Origin of the sequence: Maribellus comscasis (assembly GCF_009762775.1) — a bacterium.
In the GTDB taxonomy this organism is placed as follows: Bacteria; Bacteroidota; Bacteroidia; order Bacteroidales; family Prolixibacteraceae; genus Draconibacterium; species Draconibacterium comscasis.
In genome coordinates, this window is sequence record NZ_CP046401.1 from 2,502,195 (window position 1) to 2,526,110 (window position 23,916).

Here is a 23,916-nt window from a genome sequence, read left to right on the forward strand (position 1 = left end):
TATGAAAAGATTAGCTACAGCAGGCATATTATTTATTCTTTTAGTTAATGCCTGCAAAACTGAAAAAGCAGATATTTCAGTTTATTCAATTGGCGATTCAACCATGGCCAGTAAAAAAGCGGAAGTTTATCCGGAAACAGGTTGGTGCCAGGTAATCGGGCAGTTTTTTGATGAAACAGTTACAGTACATAATCACGCTGTTAACGGACGAAGTTCAAAAAGTTTTATCAATGAAGGAAGATGGCAGGTAGTGCTCGACAGTCTGCAAAAAGGCGATGTGGTTTTTATCCAATTCGGGCATAATGACCAAAAAGATTACGATACTACGCGTTACACAACTCCGTTTGGAACTTATTCTGAAAACCTCACAGAATTTGTAAAAGAATCTCGCGAAAAAGGTGCAACGCCGGTACTTTTTACCTCCATCATCCGGAGAAAATTTGGTGAGAATGGAAAATTAACTGATACACACGGAGATTATCCGGTGGCCACAAGAAAAGTGGCCAATGATTTGGATGTCCCTTTAATTGATCTTCAGAAAATTACTGAAAGATGGGTGAATAATCTTGGCGACGAAGCTTCAAAAAAGATGTTTCTTTGGACCAAGCCCAACGAACGATTTATGGAAGGAAGAAAAGATGACACTCATTTATCAGTTGAGGGCGCTACAAAGGTTGCACAACTTGCCATACAAGAGTTGAAAAAAGCAAACCTTAAAATTTCCGAAAGAGTATATTTTGAGGAAGACATAACAAAAGCACGTGAATAGTTGGAATACAATGTTAAATTTAAGCAAATATAAAAAGTACGTTGGACGAAAATTCCGCGCGGGCCGGTGCAGGAATGCGGGAGAAGCATAAAAATTTGTTGATGTTCGGAAATGCCTTCCTTAAGTTTCGATTTTCTCATCAAGGCGAAAAATGAAACCCCGTTCGACAGAACAAAAGACAATTTCGTGTACACTGATTATTATTAATAAATTAAATATATACATGAAACGACGCAATTTTATAAAAACAGCCACAACAAGTTTTTTGTCGGCACCATTAATTACAAACGGAATTATCGCAAATTTTCATAACGGTTCTCAAAAAGAATCTGAATTTGTAAAAAAATTAAAACCCATCGGAAGGATTTTGGAAGAAGAAGGATACTACGTTTGGTGTAATACTCCTGTTTATGGCAAAGACGGCAAAATTCATGTTTTTTATTCACGCTGGCTGGATAAATATGGAATGAGCGGCTGGATTAGTAAATGTGAAATTGCGCATGCTGTTGCAGACTCTCCGGAATCCGTATTTACGCATGTTGAAACCATCCTGAAACCCAGGCCCGGATTTTTTGATGCAACGACCTGCCACAATCCGCATATTCAATTTCACGATGGAAAATACTATTTGTTTTACATGGGTAATTCAAACGGTCGGACCAACACAAAAAGAGTTGGATTAGCAATTGCAGACGATGTAAACGGGCCGTGGGAAAGAAAAGACACACCGCTGCTTGAAACAGGTGAACCCGGTGCGTGGGACGACCATTGCACAACAAATCCGGCATTATTAAAACATCCCAACGGACAGTTTTGGTTGTACTACAAATCGTGGAACAACAAAGAATACGAAGAGGCCACTGGCGGAATCCGCGGAAATCGAAAATACGGCCTTGCCATTGCCGACAAAATTGAAGGGCCGTATATAAAATATGACGGAAATCCGGTGATTGATTTTTCATATTTGGGCGATAATCAGCAACTCGAAGATGCTTATGTTTGGTTTGAAAACGACCTATTTAAATTGATTGCCCGCGACATGGGATTTTATAATCATGAGTATGGTTTGCTTTTTAAATCGAAAGACGGGTTAAACTGGAATAAACCCGAAATTGCCTATTACGAAACCGGTCATTATTTTGAACAACCTCCAAAACCAAAACATTTAAACAGATACGGAAGGTTGGAAAGGCCGCAGTTATTAATGAAAAACGGAAAACCCGAATACCTTTTTACAACCTCGCAGGGAGGCAAATACAACACCGCCAGCGGTTACATTTTTAAAATTGAATAGTAAAAATCGAATTGACGTAAAATCATACGAACAGAAAAATCTTGCTAATTTTAATGTTCTCAACAAAAAACGAACTTTTATGAAAGCTTTTATTATTTCCCTGGCGTTTGTTTTTATTGTTCTGGCGCAAACGGCAAGTGGACAGAATGTAAAAGACGCTCCGAAAACAGCCATTAAACTTGCCAATACGGTTATGGCGCGATATGATAGTTTAATCTGTTACAACAATAACAAACCCTCGTACGGCTATGATTATGCTTTTTTAGGTTGGGCCATCGATAAACTGGGAAAATATGATCAAAAATATTCGGATTACATGCAGGCTTATATCGATTATTTTGTTGACGAAAATGGCGAAATAAAGGGATACCGCGTATCAGATTATAACATCGACCAAATTCGTCCGGGATTAAACATGCTGGAACTAGCTGAAAAAACAGATGGCGAAAAATACAAAATTGCCATTGAAACTTTGGTGGAGCAAATAAAAAATCAGCCACGAACAAATTCCGGTGGATTTTGGCATAAGAAGCGCTATCCATATCAAATGTGGCTCGATGGACTTTATATGGCGTCGCCGTTTGTAGCAAGGTATGCGCGGGATTATGGGCAGCCTGATTTTTTTGATGAAGTGACATTTCAGATTCAGGAAGTGTACCAACGAACACTGGACAAAGAAACAGGCCTGGTTTATCATGCGTGGGACGAGAGCCGTGAACAAAAATGGAGTAACCCGAAAACGGGACAATCAAAACATTTTTGGAGCCGGGCAACCGGTTGGTACATGATGGCGATGGTTGACGTACTCGATTATCTCCCTGAAAATCATCCGCAAAAAGATGGGGTTATCTCAATTTTGCAGAAATTAAGCGGCGCCCTTTTAAAAATTCAGGATGAAGAAACGGGTCTTTGGTACCAGGTATTGGATCAGGGAGGAAGAGAAGGAAATTACCTGGAAACATCGGGAAGTGCCATGATAATTTACGCTTTTGCCAAAGGGGCAAAAAAAGGTTACCTCGACAAGTCTTACCTCAAAATTGCCGATTCCGCATTTGACAGTTTGATGAAAAACCTGGTTGTTACCGGAGACGACGGATTACCCGCTTTGACCAATGTTTGCGGAGCGTGTGGTTTAGGCGGAAATCCATACCGGGCAGGCGATTACAACTACTATATTTCTGAAAAAAGGATTGATAATGACCAAAAAGGAATGGCACCGCTAATTTTAGCTGCCATTGTATTAAATAAATAACATTACGGGATAATCTAATCTAAAAATCGTATCCGGTTCTTTCCGGATATTTCAATCAAATCCTTTAAATCGTAATACTGTAAAACACCATAAAGAACATTGGAATATACATTTCTCTGCATCGGATTTTTCAGAAATTCGGTATAACTTTTTATCGAACCTGTAATTTCTGTTTTTGATATTCTTTCGTCAAGAAAAGTGGCATGAACCGCAACAGGACCGTACGTTCCATTGGCCTTAATCTTAACTATTCTTCCTTTCAAAATCGATTCTGTATCAACAAAGTCTAAAATAGTTTTTACATCAATTACTCTTTGCCCCACAATTGGTTTTCCAATGTGCTTACTAATCATAGCATTTCTATACTCACGGTTCCAATATTTTGTGTCGTTTAAACTCAAAGGATCTGAGGTTTCGCCGTATCCTCTTAAATCAGCAACAATCAATATTTCACCCTGATTTGCATAAGACTCCATTGTTCTTGCATCACTCAAAATTTCGTCTTTCCCACCTTCATTTAAAAAGATAGTAATCTGACTTTCAGGAGTAATATTTCCCGGAAGTACAAGTACACAAGGCAAAGGCATCTGTTCTGGTCTGATAATCTGATATTTTTGTATATCATAAGTTCTCATTTTAATTTCCCCTGTTTGTTCGGGAAATATTTCTTCCAATTCATTTCCTATACACAGAATTTCATTAACCTTTCCGGTTATCGTCTTTAAATCGTTTTTAAGGAACTCAATTCTTTGCTCCTCTGTAGTTTTGGCTTCATCTAAAAAATAATCCGGGACTGAAATATTATCTGCAATAGCTGAATTTACTTGTCCGGTGCCAGTGCATTGAAGGTCTTCTTCGGGAATATGAAATAACTCTGTTTCAACAACAGGCGTGTCATCATTCAACATCCATTTTTTAAACCATGTAACCAAAGCTTCCCGTTTGGGTTTGGGCATTCCATGTCCGTTTTCCACTGAAAACATACTTACTTTTTCCGGGCTACCTAACGCGGTATACCCTTTTTTTAACTCTTTAAAAGCTTGCGTTGCTCCCCAATAATCGACAAAATCGTATTTCCCGGACAGAATTAAAACCGGTTTGGGTCCCATCATCAGAACAAAGTCTGCTATTTCTAAATGTTCCTTCCCTTCGTAAGGAATATGCTGACAACCATCGGATGGACCATAAACTTCCAAAACTTTTTCTCTTTGAGTAAAATAACTGCAAACCGAGGCTACTTTGATTCGTTCATCGAGACCAATTAAATAGGATGTTTGTGTCCCTCCTCCCGAACTTCCGTATGCGCCGATATTGTTTTTGTCAATATCTTCCCGGCTTACCAGGTAATCAATTGCCCGGTGGTTATCCCAAAATTCCAGAGCTGCCAGACTTGTTCCCAATAAATTTGCACCCGCATTTAACAGAGTATGTTCGGTTGTTGCTCCCCGGGTTAGTGTATTGCTCTCGTCATCAATAAACTGAATACGTTCACCCTGCCCGATTGGGTCTACTACCAAAACAGCAATTCCGTTTTGTGCAAAAAGTAAAGCCGAATTTGATGCCGGAATTTTTCCACCCAACCCGTGCCCACAAAGTTGTAGTGCCGCCGGAAATGGTCCCTCCCCATCTGGAATATACAGGTTGGCTGTAACATAACGATGGGGCAAACTTTCAAATATAATTTTTTCAATACGAAAACCTTCATACGCAGAACTCCCTGTAAAACGGGCATTTAGATTGCCTTTTTCAGGAAGACCTCCCATTATTTTTTTATATCGCTGAATACAGTCATCCCGATACGCAATCATTTTTTCTTTTGAAGCAAATGCTTTTTCAATTTCTATTTTTCTGTCAGCATACTGTTGATGAACATCGCGCAGCAAATAATTATTGTATGCAGTGCTCATTCTCCAGGGAAGTGCATTATAACTGATTTGCGCATTCAATCCAAAATGAAATACAAAGAGGATACAAAGAATAGTTATTGGTTTAGTTTTTTTCACTTTTTTTGCGTATTGAAATTCTTAATAAAAATTTTACCGATTAAATTAATCAAATATTTCCATTAGGGGCTTAATTCACACCAAACTTTCTCAAATCAGGTTCCAACTAACAGGGGAGTTGAACAGGACAAAAATGCTATTTTCGATTTTTTTATGGAAATTTTTAAAATCCTTGGTATCGAGGAGTGTTCATATAAGTTTTGTGAATTCGCAGGTTGTAACTTTCCTTCTATTTTCAACAACATCGAAATTTTCCCAACTATTCAAAAGAGAATGAACAACTTAAAAAGATTACAATGCATTTTAGGATTGTACAATTTTTACTAATGGATATTTGATGAAGAGTGTGGCGGCAAATACCACCTAAACTGAGTTTCATGAACATAACAGATTCATACTCTCAACTAGTTACTATGAATCTGTTGTACATCTATTTACAAATTGGATTGTGACTTCTTAGTGCTAAATGGGAAGTTGAAAAGCCGAGTCATTTCTGAATCGGCTTTTTATGTCTTTATTATTACCTGCGTCCTGATCTTCCGCCGGAAGACGACCGCGACTGACTGCTTTTGCTTTTGGCAGAAACGCCTGAACTTCTGCTTCCGGAGTTACGACTGCTTCTGCTTGAAACGCTTGAATTTCTGCTTCCGGACGACACTTTTGACCGGGATACGCTTTTGGAGGCTGAAGACCTTGACGACACTTTGGGCTGTCTGTAAGAACTTCCGGAATTTGAAGACCTTGATGATACCTTTGGCTTAGTCGCCGACTTGTTTGAATAGCCAGATGAACGATTGGGTTGTCTGTAACTCTGACGGGCAGATGCTGATCCCGACGTTCTGTTATTTCGTATTGTTGATGACTTTTGTTGTACTCCCGTTTTTTTATTTGCCGAAGTACGTGTACCGATCCTGTCTACCGAAGTGCTCCTAGTGCCTGACCTTTGAGTTACTGCACTTTTATTTCCCCGGGCAGTGTTTGTTGAAGAACTCCCGGAGCGTATTGTTGATGACTTTCGTGTATTTTCTACTCCCCTGCTGGCTTGGGATCTTGTCCGTGTCTGCGATGATACGCCTGAAACAGTTCTTCTTCCGGAATTTGAATTGTAGTTTGAAGTGTTTCTGGCAGACTTCAGATTGTTCGTTCTTCCGGAATTTGACTTGTTAACTCCCGTACTTCTTCTGGCTGCTGTCCTGTAAAGGTCGTCTCCTCTTTTCCTCAAATCAGGGCGGGAGTAAGTTGCTCTGTAGTTTCCTTGTTTGATTCTGACATTCACTTTAGGAGAATATGAGCGCACCCGGCTGTAATAGAAATCGTGATAACGATGGTAACGATGATGATTCCAATAGCGATAGTGCGAGTGATAATAGTGGTTAAAATGGCTGTGATAGCCATAGTACGTATGCCAGTAATAAGGGCGCCACGGATTCCAGTAGGAAGGATAATATCCCCACCTCCAGGCTGAATGCCAGCAAACGTAACCGGGACGAAAGATAAACCGGATAATTGGCCAGGTTGCAACCTGGTAGGTAGTAACTGTAACCGGTGTTGGAGTTGTTACTACTACTGTACCTCCCATGTAACCCGGATTGGGCGTTTCCTGGCTATCGGCATAGATGGGTTCAACAATATAGTTAGGCCCGTATAATGCTTCGTCGCCAATAAGTTGTATCCTGGCTGTCCCGTCTTCAAAACGTTGAACCGTAAAAACAGCAATGTCTTGTGTTTCATTCCTGTTTAGTTGCGTTCTTAAAACGATGGTATGAAAATCTCCGTCAACATAATCCATCACAGAGATATAATCAACAAAATTATCTCCATTCAAATCGAGATTATTAATATGCGAATTTTGATCGTTCAGGCTTCTTTCAAAACCTTCAAGCGTTTCTGACTCCTGGAATAATTTCATTGTTGCATAGAGGTTCAGGTTGTCACCAGGTAAACCCAGATATTCATCCTGATAATTACTTGCTGTTGTATAACCCGCAAATGAGGTAAGGATTGCAAGAATAGATATGAAGATTAATTTTTTCATGACTTTAGGTATTAAATGATACTGTTTCTGACATATTGAAATGCAAAACTCGTACCATTCATCCAAAAGAACACTAATCACCTAATAATCAACCTATAAAAATAGATATTTGTTGATAGTTTCTAAATAGTTTAAAATTTAGATGTGATTTAAGTAATTGAAAAATGACTGTCTTGATACAATGCTAAATCACACGAAACTTTTACATATTAAGCTGCGTGAGCACAAGAAATGATTGTTGGCTTTAGTGACCTTATTTTTATACTTTTTTTGAAACAAAAATGCCTGAGAAGGCATGAAAAATACAAAAACAGCGTTAAATCACACAAGCGTGGATATTTAAAATTGATAAATTATATGTGATGTTTTTAATCACATACAGTTTTTGAGTAGATTTGTATTTATTAAAAACAATATTGTCGTTTTACTAATAAAAATAGATATACTATGAACAAACTAAAAGCTTTCATTTTACTATTTGTATTTATTCTAGTTGGTTTTATTTCTGCACAGGCGCAACGCGTTGAAAGTGACTCGCCATTAATTGGCAAATGGGATCTCACCATAAATATGACTGAAGACCAGATAGAAAATCTCGGACTTTTCAGACATGGATTAATGGCTTCTGACGGTTTCCCGGGATGGCTCCGGGTAAAATTATCTGGTTTCTCTACGCTTACCGGATACTATGTTGGGTATGAAGGCAGTGCAAGGCCAATTGCTGAAGTTGTTTATGATGAAAGCGAGGATAAATATCATTTTACCATTCCTCCTCAATGGATGGATATCGACGATCTTTATTTTGAGTTTACTTTAAAAGACGATAAGCTCTCTGGTTATCAGATGCTGAATGGCAACAAATTAGAGTGGACTGGTGTTCGGGCTCCGTCACTGGAAAGAGAAGAACCACCGATTTGGGGAAATCCCATCAATCTGATCACCGAAAACATGGACAGATGGATAATTCCGGCGAACAACAAATTTCAGATGATTGATGGTGTAATGGTAAACACCGAATCGGGCGGCAATCTGATTTCCAACCAGAAATTTAATGATTTTAAACTCAGTGTAGAATTCAGATATCCCGCAGGAAGTAACAGTGGAATTTATCTTCGTGGCCGTCATGAACTTCAGATTGAAGATTCAAAAGGAAGAACAGATGAAGTAAGTATTGGTGGTATTTACGGTTTTATTGCACCATCGGTTTATGCCGCTAATAAACCGGGAGAATGGCAGACTTACGAAGTAACACTTGTTGGCCGCCATGTTACCGTTGTACTAAATGGAAAAGAAGTTATTTCGAATCGCCCTATTCCGGGAATTACAGGTGGATCGCTCGATAGCAAAGAAGGAGAACCCGGACCAATCATGATCCAGGGTGATCACGGACCAGTGGAATTTCGCAAGTTTGTTATTACACCGTCAGTTAACTAGTTGCTCTATAAATATTCACGCAAAAAAAAAATAAAGTTCGCTATATTATTTTGGGTTGCAACTCCTTACAACAAGAGGAGCCAGCTCAAAAAGCCGAAAATCTTCCAAAAAAAGAAAAAACACTGAAAATCTGTGACATTAATGATTTTCAGTGTTTCCAAATAAACCATCAAAAACCTCACAGATGCCTTTTCTCTGTGCGCTATGATGCAGAAGATTTCTCTAAAATATACTATAACCCATAGGTGAATTCTTTTACTAATCTCAAAAATCGGGTGAGAAATACGATGAATGTTCATAATAAGAAAATTACAAAGGAAAAGCCGGCCAACAAGCAAACGAAGTAACTTCAAACATTCCTGACGTTTCCCAATTTTATGGAACAACCCATCTAAAGCGAATTATCCATCAAAAAAAGAATTCTCCTTTTTGATCTTGCTTTCGTTCTGTCCCTGACTCTTTTTCTTCAACGATCAATCAGAAACTAAAATTACCTCCTCAAAATCTTAATGCTCAGTCCTCTTTGCACCGACCATCCTTCTTTATCAACCAGGCTGATAAAAAAATGATAATCGCCCTCATCAAATTCACCATCGCTGTCGCTTTCAGGAATAGATACCTCCTCCGAAGCTTCGTAAGCATCGAGTCCTTCCGGTATTTCAAAATCTTCTATAAAAACAAAAGCATTTACAGCATCTTTTATTTCATCCAAACTACACTCTGATACTTCGGTGCTATGTGAATGATGATCAAAATTATTGTGAATATCTATACTATACGATCCCAGCTCAGCATTATCGGTAAAAAGCATTTTTAATGTAAAGGTTTCGCCAAAATAAAGCGTATCACAATTAAGCGGAAATGCACCTGAAATTGTCAAATCAATTTCTGGTTTCACGTCGTCTATATCATCTTCAGAACATGTAGTAAAAACAAACAAAACCAAACATAATCCTGGAAATATTTTTAAAGCTTTCATTTCAAAAAATTTTAGATTAAACAGAACAGTTGTACGAAACTACTGCCCTGCCTGTTCTTTATTCTCAATAATTAATAACTATCGGATAGTGGTCTAAATAAGCCCAGTTTGCTTTCGCGTCTTTACTTTTCACAAGGATGTAATAATTCCCTGATTTCCATGCGTTATCGCCTTCAATAGCAGCCGGTGTCATGTTATTATCATTTTCAGCTCCAACTACAATCGATGCTGTAAATTCTGTTTCATCCGGATCGTCAAAATCGTGGGTATGAAGCATTACAATAACAGCAGTATTATCTCCGGCAACATCAGCATCTGCAATATTATCTGATTCGTAAACCAGCGCAACAAGCAACCCGGCAAGTGAAATATTATCGGTAACCGTTCCTGAAATGGTAATTGTTTCCCCCGATGAAAAACTTGTTCCACTTTCAGGTGCTGATGAAATGGTTATTTCAGGAGCTTCTTCATCTGCTAATTCTTCTATCTCAATTTCATCTTCCACTGTTGTTTGATAACCTTCCTGGTCGGTTACTGTAATATGGACATGATAGGTACCAATAGGAGTATCTTCAGGAATGTCTACGTGTTTATGAAAAGTGGTACTTTTCAATCCTGCAAATTCAGTAAAAGTAGAATCAATTTCATCGCTACTGCCTTCTTCCTGATGAATTTCCACTTCTACAACATCGATTCTGCCTTCTGCTTCAATAAGTGCTTCAATATGTAAATCGGCACCTGCGTAAGCAACGTGGTTATCACTAATTCCCAGTTCCAAATCGCTTATAACAGGTCTGTCAGGATTTTCTTTATCACAAGAAGTAATAAAAAGCATCATTGTCGCTACAAATAATAGTGCGATTGTTTTAATTGTCGTTTTCATAGAATTCAAACTTTTAAAGTTCATTTTACTTTTTAAAATTGTTATTAAATGGAATATTAATGTTTAAGACAAAATTTCTTCCTGCCTCCGGCACATTAATCAGCCGGTAATAACTTGTATGATTGAAATATTTCCTGTTGAACAAGTTTTGAATTTGAAAAGCAATGGATATTTTCTGATTTCGAAATCCGACATCTCCCCCCAACGAAAGATTAACCACCTGATATCCCGGTGTTTTTTCCTCGGGTGCCACAATTCGGGTTTGACGGGCAACCAGCTTGTAGTCAACTGAAAAATAAGGACTTTTGAACCAGCCTATATTTTCCTTCGAATATTTCGCATTAAACAGCAAGGATGCCGGCGGTGAAAACGGCAAGGTAAAACCTTTCTTTTCTCCCGAAAGCTGCTCGGAATAAACATACTCTCCAATCATTCCAACCGTCAACGGATTAAATACGCGATAGTGCACATGAATTTCGCCACCAAAACGGAGTACTTCGCTTTGCATATAATAGAAAACCTGGTTCCCATTTCCATACAAACGATCGTGTTCTGACGTAGGATTCAAATAAATGTAATTCGGGAAATAATTTACAAACGGGCTAAGGCCGACTGCAAAATCCCCGGAATTGTATTCTCCGCCCAAATCCAGTTGATACGAAACCTCAGCTGACAAATCAGGGTCGCCAACTTCGTAACTAAAGCGGTGGTAATTTACACCATTAGCCGCCAGTTCTTTTGCAATTGGCATTCGGAAACTTTTCCCGATGTTGGCTTTCAGACTTACTTTTTCCCAATTCTGATTAAAACCAACCGACCACGAAATATTGTGGAAAATTCTTGTCATTTCCGGTGCACGTTGCAAATAGCTCCAAACGGTATCGTCATCGGTTACAACCGGGCTTGGAAACCAATCAGAATACTCTTCCGTGTTTATTTCTCCATAATCAAAGCGCAAGCCAGCCTGTAAAATGCTGTTGGGCGATAAATAATATTTTCCATATAAAAATGTCCCTGCAGCAATTTGTGTAAAAGCCGGAATTATAAATCCCCTGCCACCAATATCGTTATTCTGAAATTCCGAGTTTACGCCAGCTGTCAACGATAAACTCTCAATCGTCTCAAAAGAAACTTTCAGGTTACCGGAGTATACATCCTTATCAAACTGTCGTTCCAAATCGGCATCAAACGACATCGTATCAGGAAAGTTTGCCGGCATGTAACCATGGCTCACATACTGGCTCCATTCTTTTCTTGAATTGTTCTGAAAGCCAAGTTCCATTTCCACATTGAAATTTTCGCCGTGCCACTCGCTTTGGTTGGTAGCTTTTAAATGGCTCACCTCCTGATAAGGATACTGAACATCTCTGCTGGAGCGATCGTGCAAAGCAGTATCTACATTTCTTGGTTCCAAACCGTGCGCATTGGCAAAAAAGCCACTTTTACTAAACAAATCACTAAAATAAAACCGTGTTGTAAACTGCTGCCCGATGGCTCCGAACGAAAGATGAAAATCCTGTTCGTTTCCAGCGGTATTTCGTAAAAAGTTTTTGTAAAGTGCTGCCTTGTATGAATAAATTTCGACTCTATCCGTAGGAACACGATAATCGCCATAATCGAGTAAAGTAACTCGACCGGTAAAGTAAAGCGCCTTTTTCCGGGCAAAAACATCAACCGATGTTCCGAGTAAATCGTTGTTGCTTTTTCCGGTTAAATCAACCGAGCCACCATACGAGTTTTCAGCTGGAACATCGAGTTGTTTTATATTGATAACACCGCCAATAGCATCCGAACCAAACATTAACGAAGCTGGACCTTTTACTACTTCCACGCGATCGACGGCGTACTGATCAATTTCCAAACCATGGTCTTCGCCCCATTGTTGGCCTTCATGTTTTATTCCATTTTCGGCAACCACAATACGGTTAAATCCCAAGCCCCGAATTACGGGTTTCGACTGGCCGGAACCAATGTCAATTGTACTTACTCCGGGCAAACGCTCCAGCGATTTCATTAGACTACCGGAAAGATTCATCTTCACAAAACGGTCGTTTACAACTTCAATATTTCGCGAGTCTTCCCTTTTTTGCTTCTGCGCATAATTATCCTTTACCACAACTTCATTTAAAGTCATTACAGAAGGTTGCAATTTTATATGAACATTCTGATCTGAACGTATTTTTAGTGTATCCCTGAAGGTCTTATAACCGACAAAAGATACACTGATGAAATATGTTCCGGCCTTCAATTCAGAAAAAGAAAAGTGACCATCAGCGTCTGTAACTGTTCCTTTTTTTCCGGAAGATAAAACAACAGAAGCACCGGGTAAAACACTGTTATCGTTATCGGTAACAGCTCCCGACAAAATGTATAAGTCCTGGGCATTTATTGCCGAACCCAAAATAAAGATGGCAACAAATACCCCACAAAGTTTTCTCATAAAACCTGTTATTCAAATTTTAATAAAAATGGCGGGGGAAAATATCAGGCAAAAAACGGTGGAGCCCGGGGAGAAGTAGAAAGAATAACTTCAAATGAAAATATATCTTGTACTCTTAAAGGCCTTACATCCCTTAGAAAATATTCGCAAAACAGATTATTAAATTCTCGGGGAAGGTCACTAAGCGTAAATTCGAAATCGCAAACAAAGCAATGCTCGTCTTTTTGGAAAACAGGATGCCCCGGTTCTTCCAAACTACAAATACCATGCGAACAATGATGTTTGTGCCCATGATGTTCGATAACGTGAAACGGCTGGTAAACACCTGGCAGCAAGAATACCAGCAAAAACGAAATGGCAATATATTTTTCTTCCTTATACAAGCTTATTTTGATTTTTTGCAAGTACTACAAACGCCTTTAATTATTATTTCCGTTTCACTGGCTTCGAAGCCTTGTGGAACTTCAGGTTCGTTAACAGGAATATCATCAAGACAAATCACACTGTCACACTCTTTACAATAAAAATGTGCATGTTTGCTTTTATGTGTTAAAGAATTATCGAGTGCATATTTTACCCTTTGGTTATCCACTACAATTTTGTGAATAATCTTTTTTTCAAGAAGTGTTTTAAACGAACGGTAAAACGTTGTTCTGTCGAAATGTCCACTCAATTCGTCCTTTATCTCATTCTCGGAAAGTGCAAGCCCCGATTCCAGCATCATCGATAAAATTCCTTCCCGGCAAGCTGTTCGCTTTAAATTATGCTCTTGTAAAATTTCCAGTGGTCCCATAAAAACACGTAAATGCAATAATGTTGCAAAAATAACGAAAATTATTGTATGAAATGAATTGTTTCATACCTCATTTTTAAATTTTTATCCCTTTGCGACAGGTGTCGTTTATTTGATTCTTTTTATAAACTCTACGTCGTCAACAATGTATATCAAATGTTCTTCATCGGTATTATTCAGTCTTAATTTCCCTTTTATTGCGATGTAATCATCGGTTTTTAGTTTTTTGAATTTATCCATTTCATCTTTTTTGATGTTCATTTCAACAATGGTTTCAATACCCGCACCCGAGCAGAAAAAACACTGGATTGAAGGACTATTTGACAAGACAAAAATATACCCTGTCATATCGCCGGGAAGATAAAATCCGTTAATGGTAATCTCTTTCCCGTTTGCAGCCTCCAGTTTATCGCCAAATTTTGCTTTGGGCAACATGGCCTGGTACTTCAAAGAAAAACGGTATTTCACTTTTACATCGTTCAGAAACAAATCCCAAACAGTATCATTATTTAATGTTTGTCCGATACTATTTAAAGAGAGAACCCAAAATAAGATTACACCAATAAATTTCATTCGTTTAAATCTTGCTTAAAATAAAATGAATATCTGTTTTATACGCTTTAATGGCCGGAAACAGCGATGCCAGTGCCCCGACAATAAAACAATATAACAATAACAACAACTCTTTTCCGCTTATTCCCTGTATTCCGGTAAAACTAATTGCTGAAATTTGTGGTAATATCAGCCAAATTATTCGTGAAATAATGATTCCGGCTAACCAGCCTCCCAAAGATAAAATAGTTCCTTGTGAAAGCAGCAAAAACATAACTTTAATGCGGGAAGCGCCGAGCGCTCTTAACAATGCCACTTCGTAAATACTTTGATTGAGCGTATTGGTTAAATGAATTAAAATATTCAACCCGGAAATAACAATTATTATCCACGCCAGAATTTTAAATGTTTCAATTCCGTACCCTAAAAAGCCCATTAATCGGTTTAATTCGAGTGCCGGAGAGGCAGCCTGCATATTTGTATTTTCGTTGATAATACGAGGCAAAGAAGCAATTGCGATCGGACTGCGGGCAAACACCAAAAGCGCTGTGATTTCACTGGAAGGATCACTGTCTGCTTCCTGCAAAATTCCTTTATAATCGTTGTATGCGCGAAGTTCTTCTTTTGAAAGATCTTGCTGGTGTTCAACTTTATACAAAGCCGAATCAAGCAAAGCACTGTGAACATGTTCTTCCTCATGTGCATGTTCATCGTGGTGATGTTCTTCTGCTTCTGCCTCTTCATGATGATGATCTTCGTCCTCTTCTTCAACTCCCTCGTGATGGTGATGATGAGAATGTACCAGCCATACACTTTCTACAGGAGTAAGAACAAGCCGGTTCGTTACATTTTCATTCGGTTCCATTATTCCTACAACAGTGTATTTAAACTCATCGTGATGATGGCCGGATTGCGTAAAACCGTGAACACCGGTAAATAAATCGCCAACTTTCAATCCTGTTTTTTCAGCAACTTCAGCACCAATTACCACGTCCATCGATTTTGAAAACCACTTTCCTTCCTTCAGTTTACATTCATACAAATCGGGGTACGATTGTTCTGTTCCAACAATGCGGTAGCCTTTGTAATTGTCTCCCAATGCCATTGGAATGGTACTTTTCACCATCGGGTTTGATTTGATTTTATTGGCCTCTTCCAAACTAATATTTCCGGTAGGAACGTCGGCCTGAAAAACAGAAGAAAGTATTAATTGCAACGGACTTCCTTTCGCTCCAACAACCAAATCTACGCCTGCAATATTTTGTCGAAAGTTTTGTTCAAAACGTTTTTCGAACCGGAATATCAGCGAAATAATAGTGACTCCGACAGCAAATAATAACAAGCTTAAAAATGTATTGAAGGGTTTGGCGGTTAATTTTGCGATACTCAATTTGAATATATTCATTTTCCCGATGGTTTTAAGTAAAGAATATTCTCGAATTGTTTTTTGATTCGGGAATCGTGCGTTGCAATCAGTAATGTAAGTTTATGTTCCGATGACACTTTTTGTAAAAGCGTAATAAACCGCATACAATTGTTATCATCGAGACTAGAGGTTGGTTCATCGGCAAACAAAGCCAGAGGCTTATTTACCAGAGAGCGTGCCACCGAAAAACGCTGAAGTTCGCCCTGACTTAATTCCGAAGGATATTTATTCACCAGTTTTGCAATTCCCAACTGTTCTGTCAATTGGGATACATAATCCGGATCTTTTGAACCGCCGGCCAGTGTTTGCGCAATCAGCAAATTTTTGTTCATACTGATGTCTTCAACAAACAAGTGCTTCTGGAAAATAAATCCAAAGTTCTTTCCACGAAATTCATCCAACTTGTTTTGCTTTAGTTTGCAAATGTTGGTATCGTCAACTACTATTTCTCCTGAAGAAGGAGACAAAATTCCTGCAAGCAAATGAAGCAAAGTGGTTTTTCCTGAACCGGAATCGCCGATCATCGCCATTTGTTCGCCCGAGGCCATTTCCAAATCCGGAAAATTCATCTCATTGCCTCGTTTGTACTTAAATTTTAAATTTTTGGTTTTTATCATTTTGTATGACTTAAATAAGTATTAATAGGTTTAGTTGTTTCCTGTGTATGCGTGTGTGTATGCGAATGATTTTCACTTAAAGAATGCATTAAGAAAAGTCCTAAAAAAATGAATGCGAACTGGATTACATTTTTACGAAATGATTTTTCTTTATTGATTTCGGGAACAAGGCTACTTCCGGCAAGGTAAATAAAGCCACCGGCAGCCACCGGCAATACATAAACCGAAAGCGAGCTAATAATTGAACCTGCCCACAATGTTACAATTGCCCCGGCAATGGCTGTTGTTGCCGATAGAAAGTTAAACCACAGTGCTTTCTTCCGTTTAAACCCGGCGTGAATCAATACCCCAAAATCACTGATTTCCTGTGGGATTTCGTGTAAAATTACAGCTAGTGTTGTCGTTATACCAATTTCTGGAGAAGTCATCCAGCCGGCTGCGATTAAAATACCGTCAGTAAAATTATGCAGCCCGTCGGTTACCAAACTGATGTAACCCAGCGGCATAATTTCAGCATCTTTTTTAACGTTGTGATTGTGGTTTAAATGGACAATCTTTTCAATTCCGAGCATCACTAAAAATCCACCCATCACCAGCATTCCAACCATTTTTCCATCGTGAAAAATATGGAACGACTCGGGTAATAAAACAAAGAACGAGTTCCCGAATAATGTTCCAATCGCGAAACTAATCAGGCTAAAAACAATAAACTCGGTTTTTATTCCTTTTAAAGCTACAATTACAATTCCTGATAATGATAAAATACTTACCAGCACAGTGCTGGTTATTGTTGATATCCAAATTTCCACTTTCTGAACTTTTTATTTTTATACTTGTGTTTACTGAATTGTTTAAAAAAAAGACTTCGACTTCGCTCAGTCTGACAGTCGCAGGGAATACTCGGTTAGCAACACGTTACAAACCGACATATTTAAACACCTCAGCCTACACCATTTTATTTAAAATCGAGATACAAACGACTGGTCTGAATACCTTTGTTTTCCTGATATTTTCCATGTTTATATTCGTCAAAATCGCCTTCAATGGTGTGAAAGTAAATTTGGCAAACCGGCACACCGGGATACACTTTCACCGGCTTTACACAAAACATTTCCAGCGTCCAATATCCTTTAAAACCAACATCTCCAAAACCTGCTGTAACATGAATAAATAAACCGAGCCTTCCAACCGAAGACCGCCCTTCGAGCATCGGAACATACTTTTTTGTTTCGGTAAATTCCACGGTTCGCCCCAGATACAATTCTCCGGGTTGAAGAAGCAAACCATTTTCAGGAATTTGAATGCTGCGATAAGGATTGTTCTCTTTCATATCGAGCTCGGGTTTATCATACACCAGCAATTCGTTATGCAGCTGCAAATTGTAGCTATTGGGATTCAACGCTTCTTCATTAAAAGGCTCAATAAAAATATTTTTCCCCAGCTGTCGTTTTATTTCTCTTCCAGATAAAATCATGACAATTCCTGTAATGCCCGTTCGAAATATTCTTTAATACGCACAGTATATTCTTCTCCATATTTCTCGGAAAAGCGTATCCGCTCAATGTTTTTTTTATCACTCATAATACGAAGTCGGGAAGCAATAAAATCCTTTGAAAACTTTTGTCCGCTTTCGCCAAATAAACATTGTTTCCATTCGCCGTATGTTTTCTTTAAATCTGCTGCCATCGTAAACTATTTTATTCATCTAAACCGGCCACTGGTCTAGAAACTCGTGTGTTTTTGTTTCCATGCCCCGTATTTCTTCTTCGGTACACAAACATTCTTCCAGGTCTGCCCGTATTCCTTCTTCGTCCATATTTTGGCCAATTAAAACCAATTCGGTCTGCCGGTCGCCAAAACGTTTGTCCCATTTTTTCATAATATATTCTTCATTTTGTTGAAAAGCGGGATGCTGGTTGCGTTCCAGTGTACTTAACGAAGCCCACCAAACTCCGGCACGGTCGGCTTTTATTGAACCACCGGCCTGGCTCCAGCTAAAAGCTGCTTCCGGACGCGAAGCCATCCAAAATAAACCTTTGCTCCGAATAATGGTTAAATCCCAGCTTTCATTAATGTATTTCCATAAACGCGCCGGATGAAAAGGGCGTTTTTCCCTGTAAACAAACGATGCAATTCCGTACTCTTCTGTTTCCGGCACATGTTCCTCTTCCAATTCTCTAATCCAGCCTGCAGATGTGGAAGCCTCGTAAAAATCGAACTTTCCTGTATTTACAATTTCGTCGATTTCAACTTTACCGTGTGAGGAAGTAAGTATTTTTGCTCCTGGATTTAATTTCTGAAGTACACTTTTAAGCTCTTCCAATTTTCCCGGACTGACCAAATCCACTTTATTTATAATGATGACGTTGGCAAATTCCACCTGATCCGTCAACAGATTTACAATGGTTCTTTCGTCATTCGGATCGTCGTCATTCATATCACGATCTCCAATGGTATCCAAACTACCAAAATCCTTTTCAAAATTAAGCGCATCAACCACGGTTACCATGGTATCAATCTTCGCCCACTTTGTTAAATCAATTTCCAAATCTTCAAAAGGATAAGTAAATGTTTGGGCAATTGGCACAGGTTCGGCAATTCCGGTTCCTTCAATTAACAAATAATCAAATCGTCCCTGCCGAGTTAGTTTTTCAACCTCTTTAACCAGGTCTTCGCGCAAGGTGCAGCAAATACAGCCATTGCTCATTTCAACCAACTTTTCCTCAGTGCGGGAAAGCACATTTTCATTTTCAACCGTTTGCGCATCAATATTGACTTCGCTCATATCGTTCACAATTACAGCGGCACGCAAGCCATTTTTGTTGTGTAAAATATGATTTAACAAGGTTGTTTTTCCGGCTCCAAGAAATCCACTTAAAACCGTTACTGGCAGCTTTTTCTCTGTCATTTCCATTTTCTCTAATTTTCTGTTACTTTCTCTTTTTTGTAAACCAGTTTTTGTAAATTTTTCAATAATGCGTCTCTGTCTATATGTTTTCCAATAAATACCAGTTTTGAAAACGGCTTTTCTTCGGCCCATTCCCTCCCCTGATCAAAAACAAAAGAACCTTTTACAGCGTGAAAAATGTATCGTTCAGGCATGTCGTGAAATCCCAGAATTCCTTTCACTCTGAATATGGTGCTTTTATTGAAATAGAGGTAGTGTCTCATCCAAAGGCTGAATAAATCCAAATCAAAAACTTCGTTGAACACAAACCCTTCAGAAACGATTTCGTGTTCATGATGATGTGAATGCGTATCGTGAGATTGAGTTCCTGAAAGCGGAGCAAATTTCAGTGTTGACATCTCTATTTTATTCCCCGAATACGAAAAAGTGTCCAACAAATCAATAGAATCAACTTTGGCAAACTCCACCGGATGAACCGTTGCCATTGGATTTCGTTTCAGTATTTTCGCTTTTAATTCAGCGACATAACTTTCATGAACCAAATCAATTTTATTCAAAAGAACAATATCTGAAAGTGCCAGTTGCTGCTCCACTTCCTTTTGTTCATCGAGCATGTCTTCCATGTTTTCAGCATCGGCAAGGCAAATTACACTGCCTATTTTGAAATGGTACTGAATATTCGTGTTATCGATAAACGGCTTTACAATATTCAGCGGGTTTGCAATTCCGGTTGTTTCAATTAGTAAATGATTAAACTCGTAAGGACCTTTAAGCAATCGATCAATTGCCGAAAAAAAATCGTTGTTCAACGAGCAGCAAATACATCCGTTTGAGAGCTCAAATATATTTTCGTCGGCACCGATAATCAAGCCACTGTCGATGCCGATTTCACCAAACTCATTTTCAATAATTGCAAATTTCTTTTCCGGGTACTTCTGTATCAAATTATTCAGAAATGTTGTTTTCCCTGCACCCAAAAAGCCCGTAATAATCGTTACCGGGATTCTTCCGTCTTCCATCGTTTAATTGTTTAATCTTCCTGTTTCCAAACTAAAAATATCGTTTGCATCACTACCTCAAATGCAACAACGATGCAAAAATAGAAAACAAACAATTAAATGCAACAATGATGCAATTAAATATTAACAATGAAATGATTGATTAATTCTATATTAACTTAAGACCTATCGGGAAAGTGTCGTCGGGGAAAATGATTCATTTAGGAAAATCCTCAAATTCTTTCGATAAAATATCCTGTATTTTCAATTACCTTAAATAGGGTTGTTAACTGAAATAGCGAACCTATTATTTTTAAGTCGTTTTGTTGAATAACTCCAAAATAAGATTTTATATATTTTTCAAGTTCATTCATTTATATAATAGCTCGTTAAATTACCACTGAATTCAGAATACTCATTATTACCAACTTGCAAGAATATGTAATTTTTTGTAGCCTATTTTAACGTGTCTTTCAAAAACTCCTTTGGCGTCACCCCGGTTTCCTTTTTGAAATAAGTGTTAAAAACCGTTTTGGAATTAAAACCGCTTTCGTAGGCCAGTCCAATCAACGAGATATGACTGTTTTCAGGATCTACAGCCAGTTTCTTGAAATATTCAATCCGGTAGAAATTTATAAACTCATTAAAATTTTTGCCCATACGTTCATTCAGCAGCCACGATAATTTATTGGGGTGAATTTCAACCTGGGCTGCAAGTGAACGAAGCGAAAGATTCGGAACCAGAAAAGGTTCTTCCTCTTCAATAAAACGAAGCAAATCTTCAGAAAAAACCTTCGCCGTCTCTGCATCTAAAAGAGGTGTTTTCCCCGGGCTTGATTTTATTTCTTCTTCCCGATGCCGGTATAGTTTTTTTCGGAATTTCTCATAACGCACATCACTTTTTAACTGATTTGCCAAAGGGTCGGCATAACTAAGCAACAAAACAGACGACTTCAGTTTGATTGCCTTTTCAATCCAATCAAAAGCCTCGTCCGGCTTTCCCATGTTTGCATAAGCTAGATACAAATATGAATGCGCCTGAAAAGCTGTTCTTTCCTGCGCTCTCTTTAATAATTCTCCGAAGTATTTGTTGGTCTGAGGCTTATCATTTTTAAGGATGTACGCCAAACAAATAGCTCCCAGCTTTTCATCTGGAACCACAATTTCTTTGGGCATTTCGTCGAGGAACTGAATCGCTTCATCATATTTCCCCATCCTCAGCAAACAATAGCTACGAACAATGTATGCTGGAATGTTATTGGGATTGTTGGTCAAACATTCATTATACAATTTTAACGCCTCAGCATAATTTTCAAAACGATAGTGATAATAGGCTCTGTAAAATAATGTTTCCTGCGAAATCGGATCAATGCTATGTGCGATCTCCAGATGCTGTTTTGCTTTGTCTTTTTCACCCAAAATCATGTATAACATCGACACAAACTGCTGCGCTTCCGGGTAATTCGATTTTAGTTCAACTGCCCGAAGTCCGTGATTAAATGCTTCCTGAAAATCAGCATCATAAAAAAAAGAAAAGTTCGCCAAAAGATAATGCACTCCTGCATTTTCAGGATTCAGAGCATACGCCTTGTCCATATAGTCTCGCGACATTGCCCACGCCTCATCCCGCGGCATCAACTCTGTTACGGCAAAAAAACTGTATGTATCCGCCAATCCAACAAGCGAATCGGTGTGATTCGGATCAAGTACAATAGCTTTTTCATAAAACTCAATGGCTTTACGCGCATCTACCGGATTCCACTTGTTAAAATGATAGCGGCCTTTCAGAAAATATTCATATGCATCCAGACTTTCAGTTTTCTTTTCCACCAGATGATCCTGTATTTCAAAGTGACCGTACTGTTCTCTGAGTTTATCTGCAATCAACAAACTGATTTCATCCTGAATTTCAAAAATATTCTCCAATTTCCTGTCCCATGTTTCCGACCAAAAATGAAAATCCTCCTCAGCATGAATCAACTGCGCCGTAATGCGTATTGTTTTTGCTGCCAGGCGAACACTGCCTTCCAGAATAGTTGACACATTCAACTCTTTCGCAATTTGTGTTATCGGAATGTGTTTACTTTTAAAATAAAAGGACGAAGTTCTTGAAGTTACTTTCAAATGTTTGATGCTGGCCAACGCATTGATAATTTCTTCTGTTATCCCATCGCTGAAATATTCCATTTCATCATTGCCACTCATATTTGCAAAGGGTAGTACAGCTATTGTTTTTTCCGGTGGTTTAAATTTTTCCATTTGGTTTTACATATTACGGGAATTCTCTATTGAACGGTAATTCCACCCATATCTCTGCAAAAAATAAAGATATTAATTTTAAACATGGGTGCAGAAAAAAAGTTTAAACATAAATATTCTACTGATTGTGAAAAATATTTAAAATGAAATAAACTCAGAAAGACTCCGTCAATTGCGGGCTTACTTTTAAGTATTTCTTATTTCAATATGAACAAAACTAGCTCTATGTCAGTTACATAAAATAAAGTTGAACTATGAAAGAGATTACAAAAGCAGACATCAAACAAGAAGTCTTTGATTTGTATGATGCATATGCCCACAACAAAATTAATCGTAAGCAATTTGTTGAAAGACTTTCAGTTTATGCAGTAGGCGGATTAACAACATCATCGCTAATGGCTTTTATTATGCCCAACTATCAGGATAAGATCCAGGTACCGGCTGACGATGCAAGGCTAAAGACTGAATTTATTGAATACACATCTCCTAAAGGTGGTGGAAAAATAAAAGCTCAGCTTTCGCGCCCCGCCGGGAATAATGAGAAACTACCCGGGATTGTGGTGGTTCATGAAAACCGTGGTCTGAATCCGTATATTGCAGATGTAGGCCGCCGGGCAGCACTGGGAGGATATATTTCCATAGCACCCGATGCGCTCACACCACTTGGAGGATACCCGGGCAATGACGATGAAGGAAGAGCTTTGCAAAGAAAACGTGACAGAATTAAAATGCTGGAAGATTTTATTGCCGCTTTTGAATATTTAAAATCACATCCGGAATGTGACGGAAACATTGGGGTGGTTGGATTTTGTTTTGGTGGCTGGATTTCAAATATGATGGCGGTAAAAGTACCTGACTTAAAAGCTTCTGTACCATTTTACGGCGGGCAACCTGAAGAAGAAGACGTTCAAAAAATAAAAGCTTCATTACTACTCCAGTATGCAGGATTAGACGAAAGAGTAAATGCAGGATGGCCGGCGTATGAAGCGGCTTTAAAAAAATACAATAAAGAATATACAGCTTATATTTATCCGGGGGTAAATCACGGGTTTCATAACGATACAACCCCCCGATATGACGAAGATGCAGCCCAATTGGCCTGGAAACGCACTGTAGATTTTTTTGATGACAAACTCAAATAAAACGTCTTTAACTAAACAGCTTTATTTATAATTTCAGAGCTATTTACAGCTCTACTTCAACAAGAAAAAAGGAGGTGCAATTGCATCTCTTTTTTATTTCAACACACCACAACGATACATTTTATTTGTTCA

21 protein-coding genes are annotated in these 23,916 nt (G+C 38.5%); 5 read left to right on the forward strand and 16 right to left on the reverse strand.

The features are described from left to right. Position 1 precedes the first annotated feature (1 nt). The 3 genes from GM418_RS09970 to GM418_RS09980 all read left to right on the forward strand — a co-directional run bounded on the left by GM418_RS09970 (position 2) and on the right by GM418_RS09980 (position 3,315). Positions 2-769, forward strand: coding sequence for a rhamnogalacturonan acetylesterase (locus GM418_RS09970; protein ID WP_158865626.1), 768 nt, complete (start codon positions 2-4; stop codon positions 767-769). A 223-nt stretch (positions 770-992) separates the two neighbouring features. Further along, a complete protein-coding gene (locus GM418_RS09975) occupies positions 993-2,063 on the forward strand; it encodes a glycoside hydrolase family protein (RefSeq protein WP_158865628.1) in 1,071 nt (356 codons plus the stop codon). A gap of 79 nt (positions 2,064-2,142) precedes the next feature. Next, positions 2,143-3,315, forward strand: a complete 1,173-nt coding sequence (locus tag GM418_RS09980) for a glycoside hydrolase family 88/105 protein (protein WP_158865630.1) — start codon at positions 2,143-2,145, stop codon at positions 3,313-3,315. Between the two features lie 14 nt (positions 3,316-3,329). Here the strand turns inward: GM418_RS09980 and GM418_RS09985 are convergent, their stop codons facing one another. Beyond that, positions 3,330-5,318 carry an alpha/beta hydrolase family protein gene (locus GM418_RS09985; RefSeq protein WP_217447755.1) on the reverse strand — a complete coding sequence of 663 codons (1,989 nt, stop codon included), beginning with the start codon at positions 5,316-5,318 and terminating at the stop codon, positions 3,330-3,332. 520 nt (positions 5,319-5,838) lie between these two features. Continuing rightward, the gene (locus GM418_RS09990; protein WP_158865632.1) at positions 5,839-7,353 is read right to left on the reverse strand and encodes a hypothetical protein; all 1,515 of its coding nucleotides are present in this window, start codon (positions 7,351-7,353) and stop codon (positions 5,839-5,841) included. A 447-nt stretch (positions 7,354-7,800) separates the two neighbouring features. On the opposite strand from GM418_RS09990, the gene GM418_RS09995 reads away from it, so the two are divergent. Next, the gene (locus GM418_RS09995; RefSeq protein WP_158865634.1) at positions 7,801-8,787 is read left to right on the forward strand and encodes a 3-keto-disaccharide hydrolase; all 987 of its coding nucleotides are present in this window, start codon (positions 7,801-7,803) and stop codon (positions 8,785-8,787) included. Between the two features lie 490 nt (positions 8,788-9,277). On the opposite strand, the gene GM418_RS10000 is transcribed toward GM418_RS09995, so the two are convergent. From GM418_RS10000 to GM418_RS10065, 14 genes are all read right to left on the reverse strand, one after another. Beyond that, entirely contained in the window at positions 9,278-9,766 is a 489-nt protein-coding gene (locus GM418_RS10000; RefSeq protein ID WP_158865636.1) for a DUF4625 domain-containing protein, read from the reverse strand. Positions 9,767-9,830: 64 nt separating this feature from the next. Continuing rightward, positions 9,831-10,649: a DUF4625 domain-containing protein gene (locus tag GM418_RS10005; RefSeq protein WP_158865638.1), complete on the reverse strand. Its 819-nt coding sequence runs from the start codon at positions 10,647-10,649 to the stop codon at positions 9,831-9,833. 25 nt (positions 10,650-10,674) lie between these two features. Then, positions 10,675-13,089: a TonB-dependent receptor gene (locus tag GM418_RS10010; RefSeq protein ID WP_158865640.1), complete on the reverse strand. Its 2,415-nt coding sequence runs from the start codon at positions 13,087-13,089 to the stop codon at positions 10,675-10,677. 44 nt (positions 13,090-13,133) lie between these two features. After that, positions 13,134-13,472 carry a hypothetical protein gene (locus GM418_RS10015; protein ID WP_158865642.1) on the reverse strand — a complete coding sequence of 113 codons (339 nt, stop codon included), beginning with the start codon at positions 13,470-13,472 and terminating at the stop codon, positions 13,134-13,136. 2 nt (positions 13,473-13,474) lie between these two features. Continuing rightward, positions 13,475-13,882 (reverse strand): Fur family transcriptional regulator, encoded by a 408-nt coding sequence (locus GM418_RS10020; protein WP_158865644.1) that lies wholly within the window; start codon positions 13,880-13,882, stop codon positions 13,475-13,477. Between the two features lie 108 nt (positions 13,883-13,990). Further along, the gene (locus GM418_RS10025) at positions 13,991-14,455 is read right to left on the reverse strand and encodes a hypothetical protein (protein WP_158865646.1); all 465 of its coding nucleotides are present in this window, start codon (positions 14,453-14,455) and stop codon (positions 13,991-13,993) included. A 4-nt stretch (positions 14,456-14,459) separates the two neighbouring features. Then, positions 14,460-15,839: an ABC transporter permease gene (locus tag GM418_RS10030; RefSeq protein WP_158865648.1), complete on the reverse strand. Its 1,380-nt coding sequence runs from the start codon at positions 15,837-15,839 to the stop codon at positions 14,460-14,462. After that, positions 15,836-16,477 (reverse strand): ABC transporter ATP-binding protein, encoded by a 642-nt coding sequence (locus tag GM418_RS10035; RefSeq protein WP_158865650.1) that lies wholly within the window; start codon positions 16,475-16,477, stop codon positions 15,836-15,838. The genes GM418_RS10030 and GM418_RS10035 overlap by 4 nt, the downstream gene beginning before the upstream one ends. Further along, on the reverse strand, positions 16,474-17,286 hold the full coding sequence (locus GM418_RS10040; RefSeq protein WP_158865652.1) for a ZIP family metal transporter: 813 nt from the start codon (positions 17,284-17,286) through the stop codon (positions 16,474-16,476). The genes GM418_RS10035 and GM418_RS10040 overlap by 4 nt, the downstream gene beginning before the upstream one ends. A gap of 146 nt (positions 17,287-17,432) precedes the next feature. Continuing rightward, on the reverse strand, positions 17,433-17,951 hold the full coding sequence (gene dcd, locus GM418_RS10045) for a dCTP deaminase (RefSeq protein WP_158865654.1): 519 nt from the start codon (positions 17,949-17,951) through the stop codon (positions 17,433-17,435). Further along, positions 17,948-18,163: a hypothetical protein gene (locus tag GM418_RS10050; protein ID WP_158865656.1), complete on the reverse strand. Its 216-nt coding sequence runs from the start codon at positions 18,161-18,163 to the stop codon at positions 17,948-17,950. The genes dcd and GM418_RS10050 overlap by 4 nt, the downstream gene beginning before the upstream one ends. Positions 18,164-18,182: 19 nt before the next feature. Further along, on the reverse strand, positions 18,183-19,391 hold the full coding sequence (locus GM418_RS10055; protein ID WP_246222828.1) for a GTP-binding protein: 1,209 nt from the start codon (positions 19,389-19,391) through the stop codon (positions 18,183-18,185). A gap of 5 nt (positions 19,392-19,396) precedes the next feature. Next, on the reverse strand, positions 19,397-20,404 hold the full coding sequence (locus tag GM418_RS10060) for a CobW family GTP-binding protein (RefSeq protein ID WP_158865658.1): 1,008 nt from the start codon (positions 20,402-20,404) through the stop codon (positions 19,397-19,399). A 435-nt stretch (positions 20,405-20,839) separates the two neighbouring features. After that, the gene (locus GM418_RS10065; protein WP_158865660.1) at positions 20,840-22,642 is read right to left on the reverse strand and encodes a tetratricopeptide repeat protein; all 1,803 of its coding nucleotides are present in this window, start codon (positions 22,640-22,642) and stop codon (positions 20,840-20,842) included. A gap of 254 nt (positions 22,643-22,896) precedes the next feature. Between GM418_RS10065 and GM418_RS10070 the strand changes: the two genes are divergently transcribed. After that, positions 22,897-23,784 (forward strand): dienelactone hydrolase family protein, encoded by an 888-nt coding sequence (locus GM418_RS10070; protein ID WP_158865662.1) that lies wholly within the window; start codon positions 22,897-22,899, stop codon positions 23,782-23,784. The last annotated feature ends 132 nt before the right edge of the window (positions 23,785-23,916 follow it).